The sequence below is a fragment of the Dactylosporangium cerinum genome (genome assembly GCF_042653625.1).
Classification (GTDB): domain Bacteria; phylum Actinomycetota; class Actinomycetes; order Mycobacteriales; family Micromonosporaceae; genus Dactylosporangium; species Dactylosporangium cerinum.
Window position 1 is genome coordinate 84,068 of sequence record NZ_JBHSIU010000085.1, and the last position, 26,076, is coordinate 110,143.

Here is a 26,076-nt window from a genome sequence, read left to right on the forward strand (position 1 = left end):
CCACTATGCGCCTCGCCGTGATCGTCGGCTACTGCTCCGGCGGCACATCGAGGTCGGTGTCGTCGGCGATGTCCTCGCACGGCACCGTCTGGACCAGGTCGGTGTGGGCCACCAGATACGCCCGCGCGCCGACGTCAGCGGTCGCGAGGGTGGCGACACCGGCCCAATGGTCTCTTCCCAGGATCACCGGATGGCCGCGTTTTCCGTGGTACGTCGCTGTCACAAGCGACTTCGGCCCGCCCTCGGCCGCGGCGAGCAACCTGGCCACCGCGTCGGGTCCGATGCCGGGCGTGTCGACCAGCAGCACCGCGACCGCGTCGGCCGCGTCGTCCTCCGCCATCGCCGCCAGGCCGGCCCGCAACGACGAGCCCATGCCGCTCTTCCAGGTCGGGTTGTCCACCAGCCGCGCGTCGCCGAGCTGCGCCTCCGCGCGGACCCGCGCCGACTCGGCGCCGAGGACCACGACGATGCGCGCGCAGCCACCGTCGCGCAGCGTCGCCACGGCGCGCTCGACCAGTAACCGGCCGTCCTCGTGGCGCACGAGGGCCTTGGGCCCGCCATACCGGCGGCCACCACCTGCGGCGAGAACCAGTCCGACGATCGTGCTCAGCGGAACTCCTCGGGTGCTCCTTTTAGTGCTACACCGGCGCGAGGCTCAGCGTAATACCGTCGGTAGGCTCCTTGCTCATGGCCCTGCACGATCACTGTTCGTATTGCGGTGTCGCCTATGCGTCGGGGGCACCGTGGCCCCGCGTGTGCGCCTCCTGCGGCGAGACGACCTGGCGAAACCCGCTGCCGGTCGCGGTCGCGCTCCTGCCGGTGGAGACCGACGACGGCCGCGGCCTGGTCCTCGTGCGCCGCGACATCGAGCCGATGCGTGGCGAGCTGGCGCTGCCGGGCGGCTTCATCGAGCTCGGTGAGACCTGGCAGGAGGGCATGGTCCGGGAGCTGCGCGAGGAGACCACCCTGCTCGCCGACCCGGCCGACGTGCGCCTCTTCGACGTGCAGAGCACCGCCCAGGGCAACCTCATCGTCTTCGGCGTCCTCCCCCCGCGCCCGCTGTCCGCGATCCCGTCGTCGGTGGCGACGGAGGAGTCCCTCGGCTTCGAGATCGGCGTCGGCCCGCAGCCCCTGTGCTTCCCGACCCACACCGACGCCATGGCCCGCTACCTCGCCACCACCGACTGGTGACCCCCACCCGTGATCCGGAAGACCTTGTGTACCCAGAGGTGCCCAGGGTCTTCCGGATCACGGGAGGGGCCGGCGCTACTTGGCGTCCGCGTAGCAGGGCACCACGGCGACGTCGAGCGGGAACCGGACCGGGGTCTCCCCGAACAGCAGCCGCCGCGCCTCGTCGCCCGCGGTGTGGACGGCCGCGACCACCGCGTCCGACTCCCCCTCGGGGCAGTGCACCACGAACTCGTCGTGCTGGAAGAACACCAGCTCCGCGGATAACGAGGCGAGGTGTGAGCGGAGGCGGGCGAGCAGGACCAGGGCCCACTCGGCCGCCGTGCCCTGGATGACGAAGTTACGGGTGAACCGGCCGCGGGCGCGGCCCTTCGCGCCGCCGCGGGCGTCGACCTCCAGGCCGGGCTCGTCGAAGCCCTCGCGCCAGCTGACCGACGACGGGGGGCAGGTGCGGCCGAGCCAGGTGCGCACGAGCCCGCCGGACTCGCCGGTGCGGGCGGCCTCCTCGACGAGGTCCCAGGCCGTCGGGTAGAAGCGGCGCAGTGCGGCGAGGGCGGGGGCGGCGTCGCCGCCGGTCTGGCCATACATGGCGCCGAGGAGGGCCACCTTGGCCTTCGCGCGGTCGCCGTCGAACGCGTCGGCGGCGAGGGCGGCGTAGAGGTCGCCGGCGGCGCCGGCCTTGGCGAGGCGGTGGTCGGCGGAGACGGCGGCGAGGATGCGGGGCTCGAGCTGGCCGGCGTCGGCGACGACGAAGGTCCAGCCGGGGTCGGCGACGACGGCTCGGCGCACGACCCGCGGGATCTGCAGGGCGCCGCCGCCGCGGGTGGCCCAGCGGCCGGAGACGACGCCGCCGGGGATGTATTCGGCGCGGAATCGGCCGCCGGTGACCCACTGGTCGAGCCAGGACCAGCCGTGCGCGACCCAGAGCCGGTAGAGCTCCTTGTATTCCAGCAGGATCGGCACGGCGGGGTGGTCGACGTGCTGCAGCTCCCAGCGGCGGGTGTTGCGCAGCGTGATGCCCTGCCGGGCGAAGGCGCGCAGGACCTCGGCCGGCGAGTCGGGGTGGACGCGGGCGCCGAACGCCTCGTTGAGCCGGGCGTTGAGCTCGACGAGCCGGGCCGGCGGCGCGCCCTCGATCGGTGAGGGCGGGCCGAGCAGGTCGCGGAGCAGGGCGTCGTGCACGTCGGGCCGCCACGGGAGGCCCGCAGCACCCATCTCGACGGCGACGAGGGCGGCGGCGGACTCGGCGGCGATGAGGGTGCGCATGGCGCCGCCGCCGGGTGCGAGGGAAGCGGCGGCCGCGGCGCGGGTGCGCTGGGCGGCGTGGACCGCCAGGACGGCGTCGAGCGGCAGCTCCGGGACCGCCGCCATGAACATGTCGTCGAAGAGGGAGTCCTGGGCGCCGCCGGGCGGCAGGGCCGCGCGGGCCGGCGGGTCCGGCGGCACGGGGGCGCCGGTGAGCCGGGCGTGGGCGGCCGCGAGGGAGCGGGGCTGGCCCCAGTGCCCTTCGGCGCCGAGCAGGAGGGCCTCGGCGAGCTCCAGGTCGTGGCACCGCTCGACGCGGACGCCGGCGGCGAGGAGCCGGGGATAGAGCTCGGCGGTGGAGGGCCACAGCCAGCGCGGGCTGTCCCGGGCCTCGATCGCGGCGATGGCGGTGGCCAGGTCGTCGACCCTGCGCTCGGAACCGGCAGGCGTGCCGTCGTCGGCCAGTGGTCGCAGCAGACCACCGGCACCTGAGGGCATCACCGCGACAAGCACGACCGCATTACATCGCACACCCCCGACAGTTTTCGAGAAACCGCCGGGGGTGCGCGTGCCTTTGGTGGGTTACTTCACTGCGCCGGCGGTGAGGCCGGCCTGGATCTGCCGCTGGAAGATCATGTACATCACGATCATCGGCAGGATCGAGATCGTCAGGGCGGCGAACAGGCCTGCCCAGTCGGCTTCATATCCCGCAGAGGTCGAGATCTCCTGGATGCCCTGCGTGAGCACCCACTTGTCCCTCGCGCCGGCCATCAGCACCAGGGGCAGCAGGAACTGCCCCCACTGGCCGATCAGGTTGAAGATCGTGAGGCTGATCAGGCCTGGCTTGGCCATGGGGAGCATGACCGAGAAGAACAGCCGGGTGTGCGAGGCGCCGTCGATCGTCGCCGCCTCGGCCACCGAGTTCGGCAACGACCGGAAGAACGAGGTCAGGAAGAAGATCGTGAACGGCAGCGAGTACGCGATGTACACGACGATCAGGCCGGTGTACGTGTTGAGCAGGCCGAGCTGCTTGACCTGGAAGAACAGCGGCACGACCGCGAGGAACGGCGGGAACGCGATGCCGGCCACGAACAGGAAGTAGATGACCCGGTTGCCGACGAACTTGTACCGCGCCAGGACATAGGCGGCCATGGAGCTCAGCAGCATCGTGCCGAACGTCGCGAGCGTGACGACGAAGACGCTGTTGAGCACGTACGTGCCGACGTGCGCCTTGGTCCAGGCCCGGCTCCAGTTCTCCCAGCGCAGGTGGTCCGGCACGGTCCACGGCGAGCTGAAGATCTCGGTCGTGTTCTTGAACGACGCCAGGAACACCCACAGCAGTGGAATGATGATCATCAGGGCCCAGATGGCCAGGAACACGTGGCCGATGCCGCCGGCCACATTCAGCTTGCGGCGCGGGCGCTCACTCTTCGGCACCACGCGGGCGCCCTGCCCGCCGCTGCGCTGGCCCGGCGCGTCGCGGCCGATGATTGCAGTCATGTCTCGGCCTCTCAGTACTCGTAGGACTCACGACGGGTGAGCCGCAGCGTGAACGCGGCGAACACCAGCGACAACACGCACAGCGCGACACCATAGGTGGCAGCGTCGCCGTAGCGGTTCTGCTGCATGTTGTTGTAGATCTCCAGGCCCAGCACGGTCGTCGCGCCGTCGGGCCCGCCGTTGTCCTGGGCGAGGACCGACACGATGGCGAACGCGTCGAAGGCCAGGATGCCGAGGTAGACCCAGGCGGTCTGGATCGTGTCCCACAGCAGCGGCAGCGTGACGCGGAAGAACAGCGACACCTTGGACGCGCCGTCGAGCTCGGCGGCCTCGTAGATCTCGGCCGGGATGTTGGCCATGCCGGCGGAGAAGAGCACCACGTAGAAGCCGACCGCCTGCCAGACCAGCACCGCGATGAGCGCGGGCAGCGCCAGGTTCTTCTCGATCAGGAAGCCGATGGGCTTGTCGAGCCCGGCCTTCAACAGCACACCGTTGATCAGGCCGGACTCGTTGGGCCGGTACACCGTCGCGAACAGCACGCCGATGACCGGCACGGCGAGGACCTGGGGGAGGAAGAACACCACCCGGTAGAACCCTGAGCCCCAGACCCCCGCCGTCTTGCCACCCCTGCCTTTGCCCCCCACGTTGAGGAGGAAGGCAAAGAACAGGGCGAATGCGATCGTGGCCAGCGGCAGGAGGACGAGTATGACTGCGTGGTGCTCCAACGCCTGGTAGAACCGGTCGGCGTGCAGCATCCGATCATAGTTCTCCAGCCCGACCCATCGCTTCTTGGTGAAGCCGCGCCACTGGTAGAACGACAGATTGATCGTCTGCACGTACGGCCACAGGACGAAATACGAGTAGAGCGTTACCGGCGCAACCAGGAACCCCAGAATGAAGGGGACTCTCCCATGCCGCATGATCAGGCTCCGATCAGCGCTTGAACTTGGTGATCGACGAGTCCTTCTTGATCTCGTCGGCCTTCTTCTGGATACGCTCGACGAACGCGTCGGCCTTGATGCGACCGAACATCAGCTCGTTGGTGGCGGTGCGGGCCTCCTTGTCGAGGTCCTTGTACCAACCGTCGAAGAAGATGTTGAAGACCTCCTGGCCGGCGGCCTTCAGCGCGTCCTGCGACGACTGCGTGCCGGGGGTGAAGGTCAGGCCCTCGGTGCTGCCCAGAACCACGGTAGGCGCCTTGACGACCTCGGTGAAGCCCTTGCCGCCCGCCTTCGACAGCATCTGGCGCATGTACTCCAGGCCGCCCTTGGGGTTCTTGCTCTTCGCCAGGACCATGTAGCCCTCGCCGGCGGTCGCGCGCAGCGCCGTCGACTTGAGCTTGTCCGAGCCGGTGATGCTCGGGGTGGTCGCCATCTGGTACTTGAAGCCCTCGGGTGTGTCCTTCTTCTGCTCGTTCTCGAGCCAGTCACCCGACGGGTACATCGCCAGCTGGTACTGGTTCTGCTTGAGCTGGACGTCGGTGTGCTTCAGACCCTCGGCGCCCTGCAGGTTGTACTTGGCACCGATCTCGGCCCACGCCTCGGCGGCCTGCTTGACCGCGTCGGTCTTCCAGGCACCGTCCTCGAGGTTGTCGATGTTCTTGAGGACGTCCGCGCCACCGATCTTCGCGGCGCTGGTGAGGATGATGTTCCACTGGTAGTACGCGGCGTTGGCACCGGCGTACGCGTACGGCGCGATGCCCTTGGCCTTGATCTTGTCGCAGAGCGCGGTGAACTCGCTCCACGTCTTGGCCGGCGCCCAGCCGTTGTCCGTGAAGAGCTTGCCGGAGTACCAGATGCCGAACACGGTCGACACGTAGTACAGGACGTACGGCTTGCCGTTGAACGAGCCGGTGTCGACGGTGCCGGGGACCAGGGTGTCCCGGACCTTCTTCGACGGGTCGTCGACCGACGGCGCGTCGAACAGGGCGGTCAGGTCCTGCAGCTGGCCGTCGGCGACGAGCGCGCCGAAGTCCAGGGACTTCTCACCGGAGTTGTTCACGAACTCCGGCGCGTTGCCGCCCGCGATGAGGGGCTGCACCAGGGTGGAGATGGCCTGGCTGGACTGGTGCTTGACCTCGGACTTCGGGTGCGCCTTCTTGTACAGCGGCTCGTGGACGTCCGTGGCGTACTTGTCGCCGTAGCCACCGTTGAAGATGACGACGTTGATCGGCTGGTCCTCGGGGGCACCCAGCGGGTTGGCCGCGCTGGTGGCACCGGAGTTGGGGGTGCTCGTCTCGTCGTCGCTGCCGCTGTCGGCGCACGCGGCGAGGAAGCCCGCCGCGGGCGTGGCGACGAGGCCGGCGACGGCCGCGCGCTGGAGGACGGTCCGCCGCGAGAGCGCGTTTGGCTGCTGCGACGGGGACTCGGGGGTAACGGACATGATCTGTCTCCTCGGTTCGGGTCAGGCGGTGCGCCGGACACGTCCGGCGTACCGCGACTCGAGGGTGTGGTTGTGCTCGTCCCCGCCGGGGACGTTCGCGGACAGGTAGACGGGAGCTACCTCGCCCGCAGCCTCGATGCGTCGCACGACCTCGGCGACCACCAGCTGCGCCATGAGCGCGTTGGTGACCGATGAGACCGGGCAGACCGCGCCGCCGCTATCCAGCGACAGCAGTGCGTCGCCGTACGGCGCGCCGTTGTCCAGCACGACGTCGGCAATATCGGCGAGTCGCTGGCCGGACGGGTGCCTGGGGGACACCCGCTCGGTGTGCTCGACCGACGTGATTGCGATCAACTTGTGTCCGCGCTGCTTGATCAGCAGCGCCATCTCGACGATCCCCCCGTTGATCCCGGACTGTGAGGCCATCACGAACACGTCCTCGGGACGCGGCGCGGCGATCTCGTACAGCTGGTGGGCGATCCGGGGATCGCGCTCCAGCTTCTCGTCCTCGAGGATCTGCGGGTCCTGGCCCCCGTAGACGACCAGGTCCCGCAGGAGGATCTTGTTCGTCGGCACGAGCCCGCCGGCGCGGCCGGCGAAGTCCACCGCCACCGCCTCGGAGTGCCCGGTGCCGAACGCCTGGAGGAGGCCACCGGCGCGCAGCGCGGTGACGATGTGGTCGGCCGCCTGGCTGACGTTGCCGGCCTGGGTGACGACGATCCGGTCGATGACCGCCTGGATCGCCGACACGTATCCGTGAGCAGTGACGGTCATGCGCTTGCCTCTTTCCCACTGGCCGACCGGTGACCGGCGACCGCCTGCGCGGTGACGCTGAAGGCCGCGTGCGCGCGTTCGTGCGTGCGCTGCGCCACCGCGATGTACAGCAGGTCCAGCACCACCAGCTGGGGGTGCCGGGCGGAAAGGGCATCGGGCCGGAAGGTCGTCGCCTGCGTCGCGGTGAGCATGACGATGTCGGCGACCTCGGCGAGCGGCGAGCGCGGGAAGCTGGTCAGCGCGATCGTGGTCGCGCCCCGGCTGCTCGCCTCGGCGATCATCTCGATGGTCTCGCGGGTCTGGCCGCTGTGCGAGACGCCCAGCGCCACGTCGCCGGGCTTCAGCAGCGAGGCACTGGCCAGGCCGTTGTGCACGTCGGCCCACGCCCACGCGGCGATGCCGATGCGGTGCAGGCAGAACTGCATCTCGCCGCCGACGAGGGCACTGCCGCTGGCGCCGTAGATGTCGACCCGCTCGGCCCGGGCGATGGCCTCCGCGGCGCGCTCGACCTCGGTGAGGTCCAGCAGCGAGGCGGTGTCGTGCATCGCCTGGGTGTCGGCGGCCATGATCTGGCCGAGGACCCGCTGCAGGGGGTCGGTCGGCTGGATCTCCCGGCCGATGTCCATCGTCCAGCCGCCGGTCCGCGACGCGCGGCCGGTCTCGCCGGCGATGGCCAGCCGCAGTTCGGCGTAGCCGACGAAGCCCAGCGCCCGGCAGAAGCGGGTCACGGTCGCCGGTGAGGTGCCGCTGCGCTCGGCCAGCTCGACGATCGTCGAGCGGGCGGCCGCGGCGGGGTCGGCGAGGATCAGCTCGGCGACCCGCTGCAGGGCGCCGGTGAGCTCGGGCAGCTGCGCCCGGACCTTCGCCAGCACGCTGTCGCCGGTGACGATGGCCGGGAACCCGTCCATCGCGCCGGACAGCGGCCCTGCGGGAATTGACGACACGGGCGAGGCACTGACAGCGGAGTGCACCGCCGTCGTGAGCTCCTCGCGAGATGTCATGTCGTTCCCTTTCAGCAAAGTTCCTTAACTGTTAGTGGTAAAAGTTCTTACTGAGGGGCCCTTCTTGTCAAGGAGTTGGGTGAAGTTTTCAAACTGTTACCTAAGAAGTGGATCTTAAAGAGAGCTAAAAGCCCTGCTCAGAGCACCTCGACACATGGCGGTAACAGAACCTCCACGCCCCGGCCAACCCGACCAAGAAGACCAGACCCAACGGGGTGATCGTCAGGGCGATCCGCAGATATAGCCCGTTTTGTTACATGCGGGGAACCCGGGATGATCGGTGGTTTTCACGAGGAAGGGCCGAACAAGCCCTTTCGGCCCTTTCGACCCGTGTGTGCGCACCTCAGCTGGTAGCGCTCCCATTTCCGTCCGCACATTGGTCAAAATTTCCAAACGCGCCCCGTCGCGCCCCGGAAACGTCACCCTGCGTAACCGGGCGAGGACCGCACATTCGCGCGCTGGTATTTTCACGTCGCTTCGATATGCTGTCCGGCGATGTTGACGGCGCCGCGACGGATCCTTACCTTCCTGGCCACCACACTCATGCTCGTGGTGGCGTTCGCCGACCCCGCCTCGGCCGAGCCCGGCGAGGACGGTGGCAGCAACCTCACTGTCCGTCAGGCACTGGACAAGGCCCTGGGCGAGTACAACGACGCCAAGGGCCGCCTGGACAAGTCCGTCGCCGACCAGACCGCGATCGAGGCGGAGCTCGGCAAGACCCAGGCACGGCTGGCGGAGCTGGAGGTGTCGGCCGGCTCGGTCGCCGCCGCCGCGTACCGTGGCCGCCGCGTCAGCCTCGTGAACGTGATGATCGGCAGCGACAACCCCAATGAGCTGCTGCACGACATGTCCACGATCGAATACATGGTCTCGCGCGACGACCAGGCCCTGCGCGAGCTGGCCGAGACGCGCAAGAAACTGGAGCAGCAGAAGGCCGACATCGCCGCGGCGGTCGCCAACCAGCAGGCCCAGCTGAAGATCATGGAAGCGAACAAGAAGACCGCCGAGGACGCGCTGAAAAAGGCCGGCGGCGGCGGGGCGACCACCGGCGCGCCGACCGGTGGCGTGGTCACCACCAAGCCGGTCGCGCGCAACTCCGACGGGTCGTACCCGTCGGAGACCTGCATCAAGGGCAACGACCCGACCACCGGCAACTGCATGTCGGCCCGGATGCGCAACGCCTACAACGAGGCCCGGCTGGCCGGTTTCACCCACTACACGTCCTGCTACCGCAGCGGCGGCGGTGGCGACCACCCGCTCGGCAAGGCCTGCGACTTCTCCGCCAACAAGAGCACGTTCGTCAACGCCCGGGCGACCGGTGACGACCTCGCCTACGGCAACAAGCTGGCCGCCTGGTGCGTGGCCAACGCGAAGAACCTCGGCGTCAAGTACGTCATCTGGTACAAACGGATCTGGCAACCCAGCAGCGGCTGGAAGTCCTACGGCGGCGACGGCACCCCCGCCGGCGACCACTACAACCACGTCCACCTGTCGATGCAGTGACTCAGTCCCTGAGCGCGTCCAGGGCCAGCAGCGCCACGTGCAGTGACAGGCACACCTGCACCGAGTCCAGATCGGCACCCAGAACCCGGCTGATGCGGGCCAGCCGCTCGTAGAACGCCGGCCGGGACAGGTGGCTGTGCTCGGCCGCAGCGGACTTGTTCCGGCCGCACTCCAGGTAGCTGCGCAGCACGCCGAGCAGCTGCTCCCGCGGGTGCCGGACGTCATACGCGAGCAGTGGGCCGAGCTCCTGCTCCACGAACGTCTGCAGCCGCGGCTCGTCCCGCAGCATGTGCAGCAGGCCCGGCAGGCCCACGTCGGCGACGCGGAGCACCTCCTCCGGGCTCGACGCGGTGTGGCGGACCGACATCGCGACCTGGCTCGCCTCCAGCAGCGACCGGCGCGCCTCCTTCGGCGTCGCCACCCCCTCCCCCGCCGCCACGACCACGTCACCGTCGGCGAGGGCCCGGACCCGCGCCGCGAGGCGCCGCAGCGCGTCCGGCTCCTCCTCGGCGGTCCGCAGCGTGAGCAGGACCCCGGTGTTCCCGTCGTCGAGCGCCCCGGCGAGCCCGGCCAGGGACGTGTCCCGCAACGCCCGCGCGGCCACATCCGCGGGGCAGGCACGGATCACCACCCCGATGAGATGCCGGCGCTCCAGGTGCACCCCCAGCGCCTTCGCCCGCACGACCACGTCCCCGACCGGCACGGTGTGTGCCAGCAGCGCGGCGAGCAACGCGGACTGGCTCTGCCGCTCCAGGTCGTCGCGCTGGGTGAGCCGCACCAGCGCCAGCGTCGCCGCGGCCCGCTCGATGAGCGTGATGTCGCGGTCCCGGGCCACCTGCCGCCGGATGAGCAGACGCCCCCAGTCCTGCCCGCGCGCCCCGACGACGGTGACGAGCCAGCCGGCCTCGGCGTCGTGCCCGGTCCGCCCCGGCGGCTGCACCGCCCGCGAATGCGACTCCCAGTTGGCCAGCAGCAGCTCCGCCGAGCCGCCCGCCGCGTCGTAGGCGAGGACCTGCCGCGACAGGTTCTCCAGCACGACCGGCGCACCGGCGAGCGCCGCGGTCTGCGCGACCACCTCCGCCGGTGCCGCCCCCTCGACCGACAGGTCCGTGAACCGCTGGTGCAGCTCGGCGGTGGCCCGCAGCTCGGCCAGCTGCGCGTCCACGATCATGCCGTGGACCGCCTGGGTGATGAGCACGAACGGGGTGCCGCGGTGCAGCTCGACGAGCGGGAACCCGAGCTCCTCCGCGGTGCGGACCATGACCGCCGGCAGCCGCTGCGAATACCGCCGCCCCATCTCCACCGCGAGGCCGCACGCCCCGACGTCGGCGAGGTCGGTGATGAAGCGGCGCAGCCCCGCGTCTTCGGGCGGCAGCCCGATCCCGGTGATGAGGATCAGCTCGCCGCCGCGCAGCAGGGTGGCGATGTCGGGCACCTCGGAGCTGTGCACCCACCGGACGGCCTGGTCGAGGCCGCGCTCCCCCGCCACGACCCGGGGCGCACCGTTGCGGACCGGATCGAGCTCGAGCACTTCACGAACGGTGGGGAACATCAGCGCGGATGCTACAACCGCCGGGCGCTGTGGCAGCGCCCGGCGGTTGCGGACGCGGTTACGTGACGGTGACCGTCACCGACGTCGCGTGCGGTGCGCCCGCACTGTCGATGATGGTCAGCCGGGTCGTGAACGTGCCGGTGCGGTTGTAGGCATGGGTCGTCGTCGCGCTGGTGGTGCTGGTGAACAGCGGTGCGTTGTCACCGAAGTCCCACTCGTACTTCACGATGGTGCGGCCCGCCGGCGGTGTGGCGACGCCGCTGAAGGACACGGTGCGCGGCCCGCCGGTGGCCGGTGACGCCGACCCGGTGAGGGTGGCCCCGGTCTCCTGTTTGACGCCGGCCCCGTTGAACCGCAGCCAGTCCACCGACATCAGATAGGTGCCCGCCGGCGGTGGCGTCGCCGGGTTCTTGAACACCACGTACAGGTTGAACGTGCTGCCCGGGTTGGTGAGGTTCGCCGTCGGGGAGATGAGGTTGTCGTAACTGCCGGAGCTGGGCACGGCCAGCGTGCCGAGCAGCGCGCCGGTCGTTGAGCCGTTGCGGAACTCGATCGTGCCGCCGTAGACGCTGCTGACGCCGGCGGTCACCGAGCCGATGCCCTTGAAGTTGACGTTGCTGTACGCAAGCCAGTCGTTGTTGTCGATGTCGCCGACGCGCTTGCCGGCATGGGCCGAGGCGCGGTCGAAGACGGTGACGCCGGAGCTGCTGGTGAGGTGTTCGGCCTCGGTGCTCTTGGCGCGCAGCCGGACCTGGGTCGAGCCGGTGAGCGCCGGCACGCCGCCGGTCGCGCCGCCGTCGGTGTACTGGGCGGTGAGCACGGTGTACAGGTTCTGGCCCGGACCGTGCCCGTCGCCGGCGCCGGAGTCGGTGATGATCAGCCCCGAGCAGCCGGTGTAGTTGTCCAGCGGGTGGGCGTGGGTGTCGTGGCCGAGGAGGCTCTGGGTGACGACCCGCGAACAGACGACGGAGGCGTCCTCGGGGTCGGTGACCGTGACCGTGTAGGGGATCCGGTCGCCGAAGTCGGCGAACCCGCCGTTGGGCACGCTGATCGTGACCGTGGGCCGGGTGTTGCCGGCGGTGATCTGGGTCGTGGCCACGGCGGTGAGGCCGTTCGCCGGGTTGCGCACCGTCAGCCGGGCGTTGAACTGGCCCTTCGTGGTGTACGTGTAGGACGGGTTGGCCGCCGTGGAGTCGGTGGTGCCGTTGCCGTCGAAGTCCCAGGCGTACGTGACGCCCGCGCTGGAACCGGCGCTGGAGAACGTGACGGCGAGCGGGGTCGGCCCGGAGTCCTTGTTCGCGGCGACCTTGGCGACCGGGGCGCTGCCGTTGGCCGTGTAGTCGATGCGGTAGATCCCGGCGCCGTCGTTGGTGCCGCCGCGCCCGGATCCGGTGCCCGAGCCGAAGTCGATGACGTACAGCGACCCGTCGGGGCCGAACTCCGCGTCGAACGGCTGGATCCAGGAGAAGTCGGGGAAGAGCGGGTTGATGGACTGCAGGTCGCCGACCTTGGTCGGGCCGAACCGGGCGTCGGTGAACGTCTGCGCGGTCTTGTGGATCGACAGCGTCTTGAACCACGTGCGGGTCAGCTCGTAGACGATCCACTTGTTCTCGTAGTACTCGGGGAACTTCGTCGCGCGGGTGTTCGCCGGGTCGTAGTCGTAGACGGGTCCGGACATCGGTCCGCCGCCGCCGGTGCCGAGCTCGGGGAACTGGGTCGAGGCGGAGTACGCGTACCAGACCAGCGCCCCGCGGGCGGCCGGCAGGCTGGTCAGGCCGGTGTTGTTGGGCGAGTTGTTCACCGGGGCCGCGCAGTTGAACTTCGCCCCGGCCGTGCTGGTGGCGAAGTTGTAGTCGTTGAACGGGGTGTTGTTGCCGATGCAGTACGGCCAGCCGTAGTTGCCGGCCGAGGTGACCCGGTCGAACTCAACCGTGCCCTCGGGCCCGCGGTTGGCGTCGGCGGCCCGGGCGTCCGGGCCGTAGTCGGCGACGAGCACGGCGTTGGTCAGCGGGTCGACGCTGATCCGGAACGGGTTGCGGAAGCCCATCGCGTAGATTTCCGGCCGGGTCTTGGCGGTGCCCGGCGCGAAGAGGTTCCCGGCCGGGTTGCTGTACGTGCCGTCCGCGTTCGGCCGGATCCGCAGGATCTTGCCCCGCAGGTCGTTGGTGTTGCCGGCGGTGCCCTGCGCGTCCCAGGCGCGGCGGCCGGAGCGCTCGTCGATCGGGGTGTAGCCGCTGGACTCGAACGGGTCGGTGTTGTCGCCGATCGCCGCGTACAGCAGGCCGTCCCGGCCCATCGCCAGCCCGCCGCCCATGTGGGAGTTCGCGCGGCCCTCGCCGCGCCAGGTGGGGATGGTCAGCAGCACCTTCGGGTCGGTGGCGGCGGTGGCACCGATCGTGTACCGGGCGATGTTGATCTGTTTGGAGACCTTGTCGGTGTAGAGCAGGTAGACGAACTGGTTGGTGGCGAAGTTCGGGTCGGCGGTGAGCCCGAGCAGCCCGTCGGACTGGGTCAGCAGGTCCGAGGTGTACCCGAAGTCCAGCAGGGTGGTCACCGCGAGGGTGTCCTGGTTGATCGCCTTGAGCTGGCCGGTGCGCTGGATGTACAGCACCCTGCGGTCCGGCAGGACGGCCAGCTCGAACGGGTCGGAGAGGTTCTGGTTGACCAGCGGGACCCGCTGGAAGTTGCCGGTCTTCGTCGCGCCGCACTCACCGGCGACGGCCCCGGCCGCCCACTCGATGCCGCCGCGCAGGTGCTCCAGGAACGCGGGCTCGCTGAAGGAGGAGCTGCTGTGGCCGCCGGCGGTGTACCAGGAACGGCCGCCGTCGTAGTTCTGGCACCAGGAGTAGGCGTGGTCGACGCCCTCGTTGAGCCCGGAGATCCCGTCGCGGACCTTGATCTGGGCGAGGGTGTGCACCTTGCCGGTCGGGTTGGTGATCCAGTTGTACCACTCCTCGCTGCGCTCCCACAGCTCCGGCAGGTTCTTCGTGGACGGGTGCGCGCGGTCGAGGACCTTGATGCGTCCCGGGTACACCCCGCCGGTAGCGCTGAAGTCGGGGTGGTTCTCGAAGATGGTCCCGACCAGGCCTTCGTACCAGGTCCAGTCGCGCTCGCTGGCGGTGGCGGCGTGCAGGCCGACCCATCCCTTGCCGGCGCGCACGAAGTTCTGCAACGCGGTGCGCTGGGCGGCGTTGAGCAGATCCCCGGCGGCGGGCGTGGAGTTGGTGTTGTTGAACACCAGCGCGTCGAAGCGGGCGAGGTTCGCGTCGGTGAACGCGGCCGCGTCGGTGGTCGCCTCGACCTCGAAGTTGTTGGCGGTGCCGAGCTGCTGGATCGCGGCGATGCCGGCCGGGATCGAGTCGTGGTAGAAGTTCGTGGTCTTCGAGAACACGAGCACGCGGAAGCGTGCGGCCGCGTGGGCCGGTGTGGCGGTGACGGGCAGGATCAGGGAGACCGCCGCGAGCGTGGCGAGGCACGCGCGGCGGAAGTGTCGTCGCATACGGCACTCCAGTAGTTTCGAGCGCGAACACACTGAGGAACGCGCTTTCCCGGGCCGCCGACTGCTCGTAGCGTAGGGCGACCATTCGATGCCGTCAATGGATCCGATGACTAGGATCAATACGTTCTTGCCTGAACCCGGACCACCGCCTAAAGTGCAGGAAAGCGCTTGCCTGCGGCGGGGCATCGTGGCTCGGAGGTTTCCTCGAACGCGGCCTCGAACACCCGACGGACGGAGTGCTGATGTGAGTGTGTCCAGTTCGGTCCGGCCATCCCTCAAGACGGACCAGGACGCCGGAGACATCCGAACCGAGCGGCGCATCGGCGTGCGCCTGCGGCGGTTCATCGGGTCGCTGTGGCGCCCTGCCCTGGTCCTGTCCGGCCTGTTCGCCGTCTGGTGGTTCATCAGCTGGCGCGAGCTCGTCGCCCCGTACCTGATCCCGCCACCGGCGGAGGTCTGGACGATCTTCCACGACGAGTTCGGGTTCCTGATGCGCCAGACCTGGGTGACGTTCTACGAGACGGTGCTGGGCTTCATCCTGGCCGCCGTGCTCGGGCTGCTCACCGCCGTGCTCATCGTCTACTCCCGGACGCTGGACAAGGCCGTCTATCCCCTGGTGCTGTTCGCCCAGGTCATCCCGAAGATCGCCATCGCGCCGCTGCTCATCGTCTGGTTCGGTTTCGGGCTCACCCCGAAGATCGTCCTGGCGGTGCTCATCGCGTTCTTCCCGGTGGTCATCTCCGGCGTCGCCGGCCTGCGCTCGACCGACCCCGAACTGCTGGACCTGTCCTCGACGATGGGTGCCGGACAGTGGAAGACGTTCCGGAAGATCCGCTTCCCGAACGCGCTGCCACACCTCATGTCCGGGCTGAAGGTCGCCGTGACGCTCGCCGTCACCGGCGCGGTCGTCGGCGAGTTCGTCGGCGCCAGCGAGGGCCTCGGCTACGTGCTGCAGGTGGCCAACGGCAACCTCAACGCGGCGATGCTCTTCGCCGACCTGCTGCTGATGTCCGCCATCGGCATCGTGCTGTTCGCGGTCGTCGAGATCGCGGAGGCGCTGCTCATCCCGTGGCACGCCAGCCGGCGCCGGCCGGTCACCCTCACCACCTCGTGATCGCCGCCCCGATCAGCGCAGGTCGTCCAGCCGATCCTCCAACCCACACCCCGAGCACAGGAGGAGCACGTCCATGAGGTCCTTCATCGCACGTACCGCCGCCGCCGTCCTGCTGCTGAGCCCCATCGCCGGCACTGCCGCCTGCGGCGCCGACAAGGCCGCCGAGCCGGGCAAGGCCGCGGCCGGCAGCGAGAAGCTCACACTGACCCTCAACTGGGTCCCGTACGGCGAGCACGCGCCCTTCTACTACGGCCTGAAGAAGGGCTACTACAAGGCCGAGGGCATCGACCTGGAGATCAAGCCCGGCAACGGCTCCGGCAACGTGATCAAGGCGGTCGACCAGAAGCAGACCGACATCGGCTGGGCCGACACCCCGGTGCTGATCCGCAGCGTCGCCACCGGCATGAAGGTCAAGAGCGTCGGGGTGTTCCTGCAGAAGGGCCCGACGTCGATCCAGTTCCTCGCCGACAAGAACATCAAGTCCCCCGCGGACCTGAAGGGCAAGACCGTCGGCGGCACCCCCGGCGACGCGATCTACGTGACCTTCCCCGCCTGGCTCAAGGCCAACGGCGTCGACCCGAAGGACGTGAAGGTCGTCAACGTCGACGCCGCCGGCAAGATCGCCGCGCTGGCCGAGGGCCGGGTCGACGCCATCCAGGGCTTCTTCCACGACCAGTCGCCCACCATCGAGGCGAAGACCAACAAGAAGATGGACCGCCTCCTGTACGCCGACTGGGGCATGAACCTGCTCGGCACCGGCATCGTCGTGCACGACGACACCCTCAAGGCCAAGAGCGACCTGATCAAGAAGTTCGTGCGGGCCACCCAGAAGTCGTGGGCCGAGGCGGCCAAGGACGTGCCCGGCGCCGTGGACGCCATGGCCGAGCTGGCCGACAACGAACCGGCCAAAGCGGTGCTCACCAAGCAGCTCAACCTCGGCCTGACCCTGCTCGACGCCGGCTCCGGCCAGCCCGGTGTCAACGCCGAGAGCAAGTGGACCGAGACCCTGGACATCATGGCGAAGAACGCCGACCTGAAGGACCCTGGCGCGCCGGCGAAGTACTGGGACAAGTCCTTCACGGCGGCCTCATGACCACCGGGACGGTGACCGGCACCGCCGTCGAGCTCGACGGTGTCACGGTCCGGTTCACCACGAAACAGACCCGCACGACCGCCGTGCAGGACGTGTCGCTGCGGGTGCGGCCCGGGGAGTTCGTGACCATCGTCGGGCCGTCCGGATGCGGCAAGTCGACGCTGCTGAAGTTGGTCGCCGGCCTGGTCCGCCCGACCAGCGGCACCGTATCCCTGCAGGGCCGGCCGGTCGCCGGCCCGCAGAAGGACATCGGCTTCGCCTTCCAGCGCGCCGCCCTCCTCGAATGGCGCGGCGCCCGCAAGAACATCCTGCTGCAGGCGGAGATGCGCGGCATGCCCCGCGACCTGGCCGCCCGCCGCGCCGACGAGCTGATCCGGCTCACCGGCCTGGAGGGCTTCGAGCAGGCGCTGCCGCACGAGCTGTCCGGCGGCATGCAGCAGCGGGTCGCCCTGTGCCGGGCGCTGCTGCACCAGCCGCCGGTCCTGCTCATGGACGAGCCGTTCGGCGCGCTGGACGCGCTGACCCGCGAACAGCTCAACGCCGAGGTCAACCGCATCTGGCGGGAAACCTCGACCACCGTGCTGCTGGTGACCCACTCGATCGCCGAGGCCGTGTTCCTGGGCACCCGGGTCGTCGTGATGAGCCCCCGACCGGGCCGCATCCAGCAGGAGTACGACGTCGACCTCCCGGCGGAACGCGAGTACGCCGCGGTCATGTCCGACCCCCGCTTCGACCGGCTCGCCACCCAGATCCGGGGCCTGCTCGGCTCCACCGGCAACCACTGAATCCGACTGAATCCGGCGGCCGGGGGTCCCGCCCCCGGCCGCCGGCAGGCTGGTGGCGGTGGGCGCCGCCCGCCACCGCGCGGCGCAGGGCAGAATCGACCGGGTGCTGACCGCCGAGACCATCACCGACCCCAGCGACGAGCGGATCGGCGACTACCGGGCCCTCACCGACGTGGAGCTGCGCACCCGGTGGGAGCCTCCCAACGGCCTGTTCATCGCCGAGGGCGAGCTCGTCATCCGCCGCGCGTTGCGGGCCGGGTACCGGCTGCGGTCCGTCCTGATCGACGCGAAGCGGGTCGGGCAGCTCGACGACCTGGAGCTGCACGACGTGCCCGTCTACGCCGGCGACCAGGCGGTCCTCGAGGCCATCACCGGCTTCCACGTGCACCGCGGCGTGCTGGCGAGCTTCCATCGCAAACCGGACCGCAAGGCGGCGGAGATCCTGGCCACCGCGCGCCGGGTCGCAATCCTCGAAGACATCAACAACCACACCAACGTCGGGGCGATCTTCCGGGGGGCCGCCGCGCTCGGCATGGACGCGGTGCTCCTGTCGCCGTCGTGCGCGGATCCGCTGTACCGGCGCAGCGTGCGGGTCAGCATGGGCGAGGTGTTCGCGATCCCGTACGCGCGGATCGAGCCGTGGCCGGACGGGCTCGCCGCGATCCGGGCGGCGGGGCTCACGCTCCTGGCGATGACGCCGGCGCCGGACGCGGTGCCGATCCAGACGCTGACCGCCGCGCAGCGGGAGCGCACGGCGTTGCTGCTCGGCGCGGAGGGCCCCGGCCTGTCGGCCAAGGCCCTCGACGCGAGCGACGTGCGGGTCGTGATTCCCATGCGCAACGGCGTCGACTCGCTCAACGTCGCCGCCGCCGCGGCCGTCGCGTTCTGGGAGCTGTGTCGCTAACGCTCCAGTTCCCGGGTGGACTGGTCGTCCAGGGCGGCCAGGTCCTGGGCGGTGATCCCGGCGGGGGTGCTCTGCGGATTGCCGGAGACCTGCGCGGCGGCCGCCGCGGCCTCGGCGTTCGCGGCCGCCGCGGCGTCCTCGGCGGACCTGCGGGCCTCGATGACGTCGGCGGAGTCCTCCTCGCTGGGGCGCGACTCGACGAGGCCGGTGCGGGCCGAGTCGGACAGCTGCGTGAGGCCGCCGAGGGCACCGCCGATGCCCTCCAGGGCCTTCGTCAGCTCGACCGGCAGGATCCACAGCTTGTTGGACTGTCCGGCGGCGATCTGCGGCAGCGACTGCAGGTACTGGTACGCCATGACCTTCGAGTCCGGGTTCGCCGCGTGGATCGAGTCCACGACCGTCCGGATCGCCTTCGCCTGGCCCTCGGCGGTGAGGATGCGGGACTGCCGGTCGCCCTCGGCGCGCAGGACCGCGGCCTGCTTCTCACCCTCGGCGGTGAGGATCTGCGACTGCTTGAGGCCCTCCGCGTGCAGAATCGCGGCGCGGCGGTCCCGCTCGGCCCGCATCTGCTTCTCCATCGAGTCGCGGATGCTCGGCGGCGGCTCGATGGCCTTGAGCTCGACCCGGGTCACCTTGATGCCCCAGCGGCCGGTGGTCTCGTCCAGGACGCCGGACAGGTGCCGGTTGATCTCGTCGCGGCTGGTGAGCGCCTTCTCCAGGTCGAGGGAGCCGATGACGTTGCGCAGCGTGGTGACGGTGAGCTGCTCTATGCCCTGCAGGTAGCTGAAGATCTCGTACGTGGCGCGGACCGAGTCGACCACCTTGAAGTACAGGACGGTGTCGATCGACACGACGAGGTTGTCGGACGTGATGACCGGCTGCGGCGGGAAGCTGACGACCACCTCGCGCTTGTCGACCTTGTTGCGCACCGAGTCGATGAACGGCACCAGGATGTTGAGGCCGGGCGTCAGAGTGCGGCTGTACTTGCCGAGCCGCTCGACGACGTATTCGACCTGCTGGGGCACGACCTTGACCATCTTGACGACTGTGACGACGGCGAGGAGCGCGGCGGCGATGACGATGATCGCCAGGAACGTACTCGGATCCACTTGGCTCAGTCCTTCCACACCATTGCGGTGGCACCCTTGATCTCAATCACCCGGACGCGGTCCCCGACCGCGAACGTCTGCGTCGCGTCGTAGGGACGGGCCCGCCAAAGCTCACCCTCGATCTTGATCTGCCCGCTGTCGTGGTCGACCGCCTCGATGACCAGCGCCATGGAGCCCTCCAGTGCCTCGACACCCATGGGCGTGTCGCGGGCGTCGCGGTGCATGTACCGCCGCAGCGTCGGCCGCACCGCCAGGAACGACAGCGCCGACACGGCCGCGAACACCGCCGCCTGCACCGGCACCCCGGCCCCGAGCGCGGCGGCGCCGGCCGCGGCGAACGCCCCGAGGCCGAACATCAACAGGATGAACGTGGTCGTGAAGATCTCCGCCACGACGAGCGCGGCGCCGACGACCAGCCAGACGATCAACCACAGGTCCACGCTTCGATCGTGTCACGCCGATGCTCGTCCCGCTCTTTCCTGATCACTCGTCTTGCCGAATCCTTGCCGGTGCACGGTGCGCTCGGGCCGGGCGCACAGTTAGGGAGACGTCGCCCTTCTCACCCCCTTGGAGGCAAGCCGTGCCGTTGCTGCCGGAGACCGTCTCGCGCGTCGACGACCTCGTCGCCCGCGCCCATGCCGGCGGCCGGGTGCCCGTCCTCGCCGCCGGGATCGTCCGGGACGGCGTCCTGCAGCACGTGGCGACCGGCGGGCTGGACGGTCCGGTCACCGGGCTGCAGTTCCGGATCGGGTCGATCACGAAGACCATGACCGCGGCGCTCGTCCTCGCCCTGCGCGACGAGGGGAAGCTGGCCCTTGACGACCTGCTCTACCGCCATCTCCCCGGCACCCCCGTCGGCGCGGTCACCATCCGCCAGCTGCTCGGCCACGCCGGCGGTGTGCAGCGCGAACCGGACGGTGACTGGTGGGAGCGCGCGTCGGGGGTCGACGTCGACACGTTCCTGTCCACGCTGACCGCCGACAAGGTCGCCTACCCGCCGCTGCACGGGTACCACTACTCGAACCTCGCCTACGGCCTGCTGGGTGCCATGGTGGCCCGGGTCGGCGGCGAGGACTGGCAGTCGCTGCTCACGAAGCGCCTCCTGGGCCCGCTGCAGCTGGACCGCACGACGTACTCCCCCGCGGAACCGTTCGCGCGGGGCTACGTCGTGCACCCGTGGCTGGACGAACTGCGCGAGGAACCGCGGCACGACGCCGCCGCGATGGCGCCCGCGGGGCAGCTCTGGTCGACGGTCGAGGACCTGGCGCGCTGGGCGGCGTTCCTGGCCGAGCCCGACCCGGCTGTCCTCGCGCCGGCGACCGTCACCGAGATGTGCGCGCCCGTCATCGTCAGCGACCTCGACGGCTGGACCGCCGGGCACGGCCTCGGTCTGCAGCTGTGGCGGCGCGGGGAACGGGTGTTCGTCGGCCACAGCGGCTCGATGCCCGGCTACCTCGCGATCCTGGCCGTGCACCGGCCGTCGCGCACCGGCGTGGTGGCGTTCGGCAACGCGTACACGATGCGCCACGCCGGCGGCCTCAGCGGTTTCGGCCTCGACCTGCTCGGCGCGGTGCTGGACCGGGAGCCGGCGCGGGTGGCGCCGTGGCGGCCGCGCGAGGAGCCGCCGGCGCAGATCGCGCCGCTCACCGGCCGGTGGTGGTGGATGGGCCAGGAGCACGAGGTCGGCTGGGCGGACGGGGAACTGGTGGTGACGCCGCTGACGACGGGCCGCCGGGCGTGGCGGTTCGCGCCGGACGGGCCGACCGCGGACCTGTGGCGGGGACGGTCCGGGGACAACGACGGCGAGCTGCTGCGGGTCGTGCGCGACGGCGAGGGCGGGGTGGTCGCGCTGGACATCGCGACGTTCGTGCTGTCGCGGGATCCGTGGCCGGCCGTCTAGATGTCCTCGCCTCGAGGTCCTCGCCTCGAGGTCCTCGCCTCGAGGTCCTCGTTTTAGATGTCCTCGTCGGGTTCCGTCACGAAGTCGATGAGGCGTTCCACGGCGTTGATCAGTGGGGTTTCGACGTCGCGGAAACTGGAGACGGACGCGAGGATGCGCCGCCACAGGTCGGCCGGCTCGGCGACGCCGAGCTGCTCGCAGACGCCTTCCTTCCAGGGCCGGCCGGGTGGCACGACCGGCCACTGCCTGATCCCGACGGCGGCCGGTTTGACCGCCTGCCACACGTCGACGTAGGGGTGTCCGGTGATGAGGACGTAGGGCGACCGGATATTTCCGACAATTCGGCTTTCTTTGGAATTTGGTACGAGATGGTCGACGAGCACGCCGAGCCGGGCCACGGGTCCCGGGTGGAACTCGGCGACGGCCGCGCTCAGCTCGTCGATCCCGTCGAGCGGCTCGACCACGACCCCCTCGACCCGCAGGTCGTGCCCCCAGATCCGCTCGACCAGCGCGGCGTCGTGGATGCCCTCGACCCAGATCCTGCTCCGCCGCGCCACCCGGGCGGTGTGACCGGTGACCGCGATCGACCCTGAGCTCGTGATTTTCCGCTGCTGCTGGTGCACGGCCACCGCCGGCCGCACGAGTGTGACCGGCTCACCGTCGAGCAGGAACGCCGCCGGCTCCAATGGGAAGTTGCGCCGCTTGCCGTGCCGGTCCTCCAGCACCACCGCACCGAACTCGAACCCGACCACGGCCCCGCAGAACCCCGAGTCGGCATCCTCCACGACCAGGTCCAGCTCAGCGTCCACCGTCGGGACCGTGCGCCGTCGCCGCCAGTCGTTGTTCGCCAGGACGTCCATGGACGGCAAGCGTATCGGCTGACGCCCCCGCCGCCTGCGAGACATACCGGCACGTCAGCACGTACCCTTGCTCCCATGTCCCCCGCAGCACGCGCGGCGACCCTCCAGGCGCGCCGCTCGGCGCGTTTCGTGGCATGGGTCCGGGCGTGGCGCGCCGGCCTCGTGCCGTGCGACGACGCCGCCGCCGAGATCTCCGGCGACGAGGAGCACATGGTCTCCGACGTCCCCGGCACGTGGACCGACGTGTCCCTGACGGACGCGATCGCCGCGCTGTCCAAGCTCCACCCGGACGAGGTCCGCCTGGTGCTCCCGGCCCCCGGCGACCCCCGCGGCCTGCCAGGACCCGGCCCGTTCAGCGGCGCCGCGCTCCTCGCGGGCGAGGGCGTGATCGCCGGCGGGCTCGGTTTCGTGCCGGAGGTCCGCCTGCACACCTCCGGCTCCGGCGACGAGTTCGAGACCGTCCGCTGGCAGGTCTTCGTCCTGCCCATGACGCCTCCATCGACCGACGCCCCGTCCACGGCGGAGGCGGAGGCCGAGCTGTCCGCGGAGCTGGCGACCGCGACCCGCACCCTCGCGAAGCTCGACATCGCCCAGTGGCGCCCCGAGCTCGCCGGCGCCATCGAAGCCCTGCGCAAACCCGACGGCGCGACCGACCTGCCCCCGGGCTACGACCCGCGGGCCCGCCGCCTGTACGCCCGAGCCGCGGTCCTGGACCGCGTCCTCGCCCTGGCCGAACACGCCGCCCCGGGCGGCGCCATCAACGGCTACGAAGTCCAGCAACGCGACGCCGCCCTGCGCCCGTTGACCACCGCCTGCCGCCGGGCCCTGGTAGCCGCCTGCAACGCACCACTGTTGTAATGCTGTGCTAGCTGCCACTGCAATGCTGCCGCACCTTCGGCGCGGCGGCGGGGGTTCCCACCCGCGGCCCCCATGCGTCCGCTGCGCGGCCGCACTCTCGTAACCCGCCCGTGCGGCGAGATCGGGCGCTGCGCTTCCCCAGGCCGTCGTGGTCACCGTCCCTAACCGGCTGGAGTGGGGCGGGGCCACTGCAATCCTGCCGCGCCTTCGGCACGGCGGCGGGGGTTCCCACCCGCAGCCCCCATGCGACCGCTCCGCGGCCGCACTCCCCTAACCAGCCCGAGTGGCGAGATCGGGCGCTGCGCTTCCCCAGGTCCGACGTGGTCGCCGTCCCTACCGGGCTGGAGTGGGGCGGGGCCACTGCAATCCTGCCGCGCCTTCGGCACGGCGGCGGGGGTTCCCACCCGCAGCCCCCATGCGACCGCTCCGCGGCCGCACTCCCCTAACCAGCCCTGGTGGCTAGATTGGGCGCTGCGCTTCCCCGGGTTCGTGGTGGTCGCCGTCTCTGCCGGGCTGGAGTGGGGCGGGGCTGCTGCGATGCTGTCGTAGCTTCGTCGCTGCGGCGGCGGGGGTTGCGGCTGTGGTCTCTGCGTAGCTGGGTGACGGCGTTTCCAGTTGGCGTGGCGGGCTCTGGGCTGGCGTTGCTTCACCGTGCCGTCGGGTCGAGCCGCTGCGCTGGTGATCGAAGGCGCGTGCTGGCCGGGGTGGACGGCTGGAGTCCCTCGGGTGCCTGCGCGAACGATCTTGCCGTCGTGATCGAAGGACCGGGTTGGTTGCCCATACGGCCCGCACGGCCGCAGGACGACTTCGATCGCTGGCTGAGGGGCGACGACCGAACGAGAGGGGCGAGCCGCGTCGTTATCGAAGGAGCGCTGCGGTCGCCCGGACGACCAGCGCGCGACTTCGATCACGACGGCAAGATCGTTCGCGGCGGTGGAACGACGGCGCAAGTGTCCTTGGCGGCGGCGACCGCGCGGAAGGGTCGGGCGGGGAGCGGGGAGGCGCGCCTCGTTACTCGAAGCGGGACAGGAGTTTGCGGGCGATCGCGTCCAGGTGGTGGCGTTCGGCCTGGGTCAGGTCGGACAGGAGGGTGGACTCGTTGGCGACGTGGACCGTGGTCACCTCGTCGGTCAGGGTGGCGCCGATGTCGGTGAGGGCGATCAGCATGCTGCGCCGGTCCGAGTGGTTGGCGCGGCGTTCGACCAGGCCCGCCGCTTCGAGGCGGTCCAGGCGGTTCGTCATGCCGGCGCGGGACAGCATCAGCACGTCGGAAAGCGCCGACGGGGTCAGGACGTAGGGGGCGCCGGAGCGGCGGAGGGCGGCGAGGACGTCGTACTCGCCGCGCTGCAGGTCGAAGCGGGTGAACGTCTCGTCGACCGCCCTGCTCAGGTGGGCGAACAGCCGGCCCAGGCGGCCGAACGTCGCCATCGCGGCCAGGTCGAGCTCGGGGCGCTCGCGGCGCCACTGCTCGATGATCCGGTCCACGTCGTCGGGCGTCGCCATGCCGACATTCTATGGATCAGCAGATAGTTCGACGCCGTATTATTCGACGCATGACTACTCTGATAGCAATCAGCGCCGAGATCGTGATCGAGCGGAAGGCGGAGGAGGTGTGGGAGGTCCTCGCCGACTACGACAACGACGTGCTGTGGCGGCAGGGTGTCACCTCGATGGTGGCGACGCCCGCCGGAGTGGTCCGGGAGGGCACGACCACGGACGAGCACATGACGGTGGCCGGTGGGAGGTACCACAACCTCGGCGTCGTCACGACGGTCGGGCCGGGGCTGCGGTTCGCCTGGCGCACCACCAGCGGCGCGGACGCCGACGGCTCCCGCACGGTCACCGCGACCGGCGCCGGCGCCAGCCAGGTGCGTCTGGCGCTCAACGTCCGCCTGCACGGCGCCCAGCGCCTCGCGGCGCCGTTGTTCCGTGCGACGCTGCGGCGCAACCTCACCGCGGACGCTGAACGCCTGCGAAACCGGCTGCAGGCGCCCGCCGAACCGGCGAAAGCACCTGCGAAACCGGCTACACCTCGTCGATGAGGTGCGCCACTGACGGGATGATGCGTGACGGGCGGTACGGGTACCGCTCCACATCCGCCACCGTCGAGATGCCGCTGAGGACCAGGATCGTCTCCAGGCCCGCCTCGAGGCCGCAGAGGACGTCGGTGTCCATGCGGTCGCCGATCATCGCCGTGGTCTCCGAGTGCGCGTCGATGCTGTTGAGCGCGGAGCGCATCATCATCGGGTTGGGCTTGCCGATGAAGTACGGCTCGATGCCGGTCGCCTTCGAGATCAGGGCGGCGACGGCACCGCACGCCGGCAGGGCACCCTCGTTGGAGGGGCCGGTGGCGTCGGGGTTGGTGCAGATGAAGCGGGCGCCGTCGTTGATGAGGCGGATCGCCTGTGTTATCGCCTCGAAGCTGTACGTGCGGGTCTCGCCCAGCACCACGTAGTCGGGTTCGGTGTCGGTGAGGATGTACCCGACCTCGTGCATCGCCGTGGTCAGGCCGGCCTCGCCGATGACATACGCGGTGCCGCCCGGACGCTGGGTGTCCAGGAACTGGGCGGTGGCCAGGGCCGAGGTCCAGATCGCGGACTCGGGCACGTCGAAGCCGATGCGCCGCAGGCGGGCCTGCAGGTCACGGGCGGTATAGATGGAGTTGTTGGTCAGGATCAGAAACGGCTTGCCGGACGAGCGCAGCCGGTTGACGAACTCCGGTGCGCCGGGCACGGGCTCGCCCTCGTGCACGAGGACCCCGTCCATGTCGGTGAGCCAGGACTCGATGGGCTTGCGTTCTCTCACGCGT

General features: G+C 70.3%; 23 protein-coding genes. 9 read left to right on the top strand and 14 right to left on the bottom strand.

Going from position 1 to position 26,076, the window contains the following annotated elements; all coding sequences use genetic code 11:
* Positions 1–28 precede the first annotated feature (28 nt).
* The gene (locus ACFPIJ_RS48675; protein ID WP_380126377.1) at positions 29–610 is read right to left on the bottom strand and encodes a nucleotidyltransferase family protein; all 582 of its coding nucleotides are present in this window, start codon (positions 608–610) and stop codon (positions 29–31) included.
* A 77-nt stretch (positions 611–687) separates the two neighbouring features.
* Here ACFPIJ_RS48675 and ACFPIJ_RS48680 point away from each other — a divergent pair, with 77 nt between their 5' ends.
* Positions 688–1,191 (top strand): NUDIX domain-containing protein, encoded by a 504-nt coding sequence (locus ACFPIJ_RS48680; RefSeq protein ID WP_380126322.1) that lies wholly within the window; start codon positions 688–690, stop codon positions 1,189–1,191.
* Between the two features lie 75 nt (positions 1,192–1,266).
* On the opposite strand, the gene ACFPIJ_RS48685 is transcribed toward ACFPIJ_RS48680, so the two are convergent.
* The 6 genes from ACFPIJ_RS48685 to ACFPIJ_RS48710 form a co-directional block, all read right to left on the bottom strand.
* Positions 1,267–2,931, bottom strand: coding sequence for a bifunctional 3'-5' exonuclease/DNA polymerase (locus ACFPIJ_RS48685; protein WP_380126378.1), 1,665 nt, complete (start codon positions 2,929–2,931; stop codon positions 1,267–1,269).
* A gap of 84 nt (positions 2,932–3,015) precedes the next feature.
* Positions 3,016–3,933, bottom strand: coding sequence for a carbohydrate ABC transporter permease (locus ACFPIJ_RS48690; protein ID WP_380126323.1), 918 nt, complete (start codon positions 3,931–3,933; stop codon positions 3,016–3,018).
* 11 nt (positions 3,934–3,944) lie between these two features.
* The gene (locus tag ACFPIJ_RS48695) at positions 3,945–4,853 is read right to left on the bottom strand and encodes a carbohydrate ABC transporter permease (protein ID WP_380126324.1); all 909 of its coding nucleotides are present in this window, start codon (positions 4,851–4,853) and stop codon (positions 3,945–3,947) included.
* Between the two features lie 13 nt (positions 4,854–4,866).
* Entirely contained in the window at positions 4,867–6,315 is a 1,449-nt protein-coding gene (gene ngcE / locus ACFPIJ_RS48700) for an N-acetylglucosamine/diacetylchitobiose ABC transporter substrate-binding protein (RefSeq protein WP_380126325.1), read from the bottom strand.
* 21 nt (positions 6,316–6,336) lie between these two features.
* The gene (locus ACFPIJ_RS48705; protein ID WP_380126326.1) at positions 6,337–7,089 is read right to left on the bottom strand and encodes a sugar isomerase domain-containing protein; all 753 of its coding nucleotides are present in this window, start codon (positions 7,087–7,089) and stop codon (positions 6,337–6,339) included.
* Positions 7,086–7,997, bottom strand: a complete 912-nt coding sequence (locus tag ACFPIJ_RS48710; protein ID WP_380126379.1) for a MurR/RpiR family transcriptional regulator — start codon at positions 7,995–7,997, stop codon at positions 7,086–7,088. Before ACFPIJ_RS48710 ends, ACFPIJ_RS48705 begins: the two co-directional genes overlap by 4 nt.
* A gap of 588 nt (positions 7,998–8,585) precedes the next feature.
* On the opposite strand from ACFPIJ_RS48710, the gene ACFPIJ_RS48715 reads away from it, so the two are divergent.
* The gene (locus ACFPIJ_RS48715; RefSeq protein ID WP_380126327.1) at positions 8,586–9,593 is read left to right on the top strand and encodes a coiled-coil domain-containing protein; all 1,008 of its coding nucleotides are present in this window, start codon (positions 8,586–8,588) and stop codon (positions 9,591–9,593) included.
* Position 9,594: 1 nt separating this feature from the next.
* On the opposite strand, the gene ACFPIJ_RS48720 is transcribed toward ACFPIJ_RS48715, so the two are convergent.
* Both ACFPIJ_RS48720 and ACFPIJ_RS48725 read right to left on the bottom strand, forming a co-directional pair.
* Positions 9,595–11,145, bottom strand: a complete 1,551-nt coding sequence (locus tag ACFPIJ_RS48720; protein ID WP_380126328.1) for a PucR family transcriptional regulator — start codon at positions 11,143–11,145, stop codon at positions 9,595–9,597.
* Between the two features lie 58 nt (positions 11,146–11,203).
* The gene (locus ACFPIJ_RS48725; RefSeq protein WP_380126329.1) at positions 11,204–14,644 is read right to left on the bottom strand and encodes a ThuA domain-containing protein; all 3,441 of its coding nucleotides are present in this window, start codon (positions 14,642–14,644) and stop codon (positions 11,204–11,206) included.
* Between the two features lie 244 nt (positions 14,645–14,888).
* On the opposite strand from ACFPIJ_RS48725, the gene ACFPIJ_RS48730 reads away from it, so the two are divergent.
* The 4 genes from ACFPIJ_RS48730 to ACFPIJ_RS48745 all read left to right on the top strand — a co-directional run bounded on the left by ACFPIJ_RS48730 (position 14,889) and on the right by ACFPIJ_RS48745 (position 18,540).
* Entirely contained in the window at positions 14,889–15,758 is an 870-nt protein-coding gene (locus tag ACFPIJ_RS48730; protein WP_380126330.1) for an ABC transporter permease, read from the top strand.
* A 73-nt stretch (positions 15,759–15,831) separates the two neighbouring features.
* Positions 15,832–16,851 (top strand): ABC transporter substrate-binding protein, encoded by a 1,020-nt coding sequence (locus ACFPIJ_RS48735; RefSeq protein ID WP_380126331.1) that lies wholly within the window; start codon positions 15,832–15,834, stop codon positions 16,849–16,851.
* Positions 16,848–17,636 (top strand): ABC transporter ATP-binding protein, encoded by a 789-nt coding sequence (locus ACFPIJ_RS48740; protein ID WP_380126332.1) that lies wholly within the window; start codon positions 16,848–16,850, stop codon positions 17,634–17,636. The genes ACFPIJ_RS48735 and ACFPIJ_RS48740 overlap by 4 nt, the downstream gene beginning before the upstream one ends.
* A gap of 106 nt (positions 17,637–17,742) precedes the next feature.
* Entirely contained in the window at positions 17,743–18,540 is a 798-nt protein-coding gene (locus tag ACFPIJ_RS48745; protein WP_380126380.1) for a TrmH family RNA methyltransferase, read from the top strand.
* On the opposite strand, the gene ACFPIJ_RS48750 is transcribed toward ACFPIJ_RS48745, so the two are convergent.
* Both ACFPIJ_RS48750 and ACFPIJ_RS48755 read right to left on the bottom strand, forming a co-directional pair.
* On the bottom strand, positions 18,537–19,577 hold the full coding sequence (locus ACFPIJ_RS48750) for an SPFH domain-containing protein (protein ID WP_380126381.1): 1,041 nt from the start codon (positions 19,575–19,577) through the stop codon (positions 18,537–18,539). The two genes, ACFPIJ_RS48745 and ACFPIJ_RS48750, sit on opposite strands and share 4 nt — an antisense overlap.
* Before the next feature lie 77 nt (positions 19,578–19,654).
* The gene (locus tag ACFPIJ_RS48755; protein ID WP_380126382.1) at positions 19,655–20,083 is read right to left on the bottom strand and encodes an NfeD family protein; all 429 of its coding nucleotides are present in this window, start codon (positions 20,081–20,083) and stop codon (positions 19,655–19,657) included.
* Positions 20,084–20,229: 146 nt separating this feature from the next.
* On the opposite strand from ACFPIJ_RS48755, the gene ACFPIJ_RS48760 reads away from it, so the two are divergent.
* Positions 20,230–21,549, top strand: coding sequence for a serine hydrolase domain-containing protein (locus ACFPIJ_RS48760; protein WP_380126333.1), 1,320 nt, complete (start codon positions 20,230–20,232; stop codon positions 21,547–21,549).
* A gap of 53 nt (positions 21,550–21,602) precedes the next feature.
* On the opposite strand, the gene ACFPIJ_RS48765 is transcribed toward ACFPIJ_RS48760, so the two are convergent.
* The gene (locus ACFPIJ_RS48765) at positions 21,603–22,409 is read right to left on the bottom strand and encodes a DUF3097 domain-containing protein (protein ID WP_380126334.1); all 807 of its coding nucleotides are present in this window, start codon (positions 22,407–22,409) and stop codon (positions 21,603–21,605) included.
* A 75-nt stretch (positions 22,410–22,484) separates the two neighbouring features.
* Here ACFPIJ_RS48765 and ACFPIJ_RS48770 point away from each other — a divergent pair, with 75 nt between their 5' ends.
* Positions 22,485–23,267 carry a hypothetical protein gene (locus tag ACFPIJ_RS48770; RefSeq protein WP_380126335.1) on the top strand — a complete coding sequence of 261 codons (783 nt, stop codon included), beginning with the start codon at positions 22,485–22,487 and terminating at the stop codon, positions 23,265–23,267.
* A gap of 1,011 nt (positions 23,268–24,278) precedes the next feature.
* On the opposite strand, the gene ACFPIJ_RS48775 is transcribed toward ACFPIJ_RS48770, so the two are convergent.
* On the bottom strand, positions 24,279–24,770 hold the full coding sequence (locus ACFPIJ_RS48775; protein ID WP_380126336.1) for a MarR family winged helix-turn-helix transcriptional regulator: 492 nt from the start codon (positions 24,768–24,770) through the stop codon (positions 24,279–24,281).
* A gap of 50 nt (positions 24,771–24,820) precedes the next feature.
* Between ACFPIJ_RS48775 and ACFPIJ_RS48780 the strand changes: the two genes are divergently transcribed.
* A complete protein-coding gene (locus ACFPIJ_RS48780) occupies positions 24,821–25,309 on the top strand; it encodes an SRPBCC family protein (protein WP_380126337.1) in 489 nt (162 codons plus the stop codon).
* Here the strand turns inward: ACFPIJ_RS48780 and ACFPIJ_RS48785 are convergent.
* Positions 25,293–26,072, bottom strand: coding sequence for an HAD-IIA family hydrolase (locus ACFPIJ_RS48785; protein ID WP_203851149.1), 780 nt, complete (start codon positions 26,070–26,072; stop codon positions 25,293–25,295). The genes ACFPIJ_RS48780 and ACFPIJ_RS48785 overlap by 17 nt on opposite strands.
* Between the last annotated feature and the right edge of the window lie 4 nt (positions 26,073–26,076).

Excerpts from the sequence above, each read along its gene's own strand:
- ACFPIJ_RS48680 (WP_380126322.1), top strand. The coding sequence starts at position 688 with ATGGCCCTGCACGATCACTGTTCGTATTGCGGTGTCGCCTATGCGTCG.
- ACFPIJ_RS48685 (WP_380126378.1), bottom strand. The coding sequence starts at position 2,931 with ATGCCCTCAGGTGCCGGTGGTCTGCTGCGACCACTGGCCGACGACGGC.
- ACFPIJ_RS48690 (WP_380126323.1), bottom strand. The coding sequence starts at position 3,933 with ATGACTGCAATCATCGGCCGCGACGCGCCGGGCCAGCGCAGCGGCGGG.
- ACFPIJ_RS48695 (WP_380126324.1), bottom strand. The coding sequence starts at position 4,853 with ATGCGGCATGGGAGAGTCCCCTTCATTCTGGGGTTCCTGGTTGCGCCG.
- ngcE (WP_380126325.1), bottom strand. The coding sequence starts at position 6,315 with ATGTCCGTTACCCCCGAGTCCCCGTCGCAGCAGCCAAACGCGCTCTCG.
- ACFPIJ_RS48705 (WP_380126326.1), bottom strand. The coding sequence starts at position 7,089 with ATGACCGTCACTGCTCACGGATACGTGTCGGCGATCCAGGCGGTCATC.
- ACFPIJ_RS48710 (WP_380126379.1), bottom strand. The coding sequence starts at position 7,997 with ATGGACGGGTTCCCGGCCATCGTCACCGGCGACAGCGTGCTGGCGAAG.
- ACFPIJ_RS48715 (WP_380126327.1), top strand. The coding sequence starts at position 8,586 with ATGTTGACGGCGCCGCGACGGATCCTTACCTTCCTGGCCACCACACTC.
- ACFPIJ_RS48720 (WP_380126328.1), bottom strand. The coding sequence starts at position 11,145 with ATGTTCCCCACCGTTCGTGAAGTGCTCGAGCTCGATCCGGTCCGCAAC.
- ACFPIJ_RS48725 (WP_380126329.1), bottom strand. The coding sequence starts at position 14,644 with ATGCGACGACACTTCCGCCGCGCGTGCCTCGCCACGCTCGCGGCGGTC.
- ACFPIJ_RS48735 (WP_380126331.1), top strand. The coding sequence starts at position 15,832 with ATGAGGTCCTTCATCGCACGTACCGCCGCCGCCGTCCTGCTGCTGAGC.
- ACFPIJ_RS48740 (WP_380126332.1), top strand. The coding sequence starts at position 16,848 with ATGACCACCGGGACGGTGACCGGCACCGCCGTCGAGCTCGACGGTGTC.
- ACFPIJ_RS48750 (WP_380126381.1), bottom strand. The coding sequence starts at position 19,577 with ATGGTCAAGGTCGTGCCCCAGCAGGTCGAATACGTCGTCGAGCGGCTC.
- ACFPIJ_RS48765 (WP_380126334.1), bottom strand. The coding sequence starts at position 22,409 with ATGGACGTCCTGGCGAACAACGACTGGCGGCGACGGCGCACGGTCCCG.
- ACFPIJ_RS48770 (WP_380126335.1), top strand. The coding sequence starts at position 22,485 with ATGTCCCCCGCAGCACGCGCGGCGACCCTCCAGGCGCGCCGCTCGGCG.
- ACFPIJ_RS48775 (WP_380126336.1), bottom strand. The coding sequence starts at position 24,770 with ATGGCGACGCCCGACGACGTGGACCGGATCATCGAGCAGTGGCGCCGC.
- ACFPIJ_RS48780 (WP_380126337.1), top strand. The coding sequence starts at position 24,821 with ATGACTACTCTGATAGCAATCAGCGCCGAGATCGTGATCGAGCGGAAG.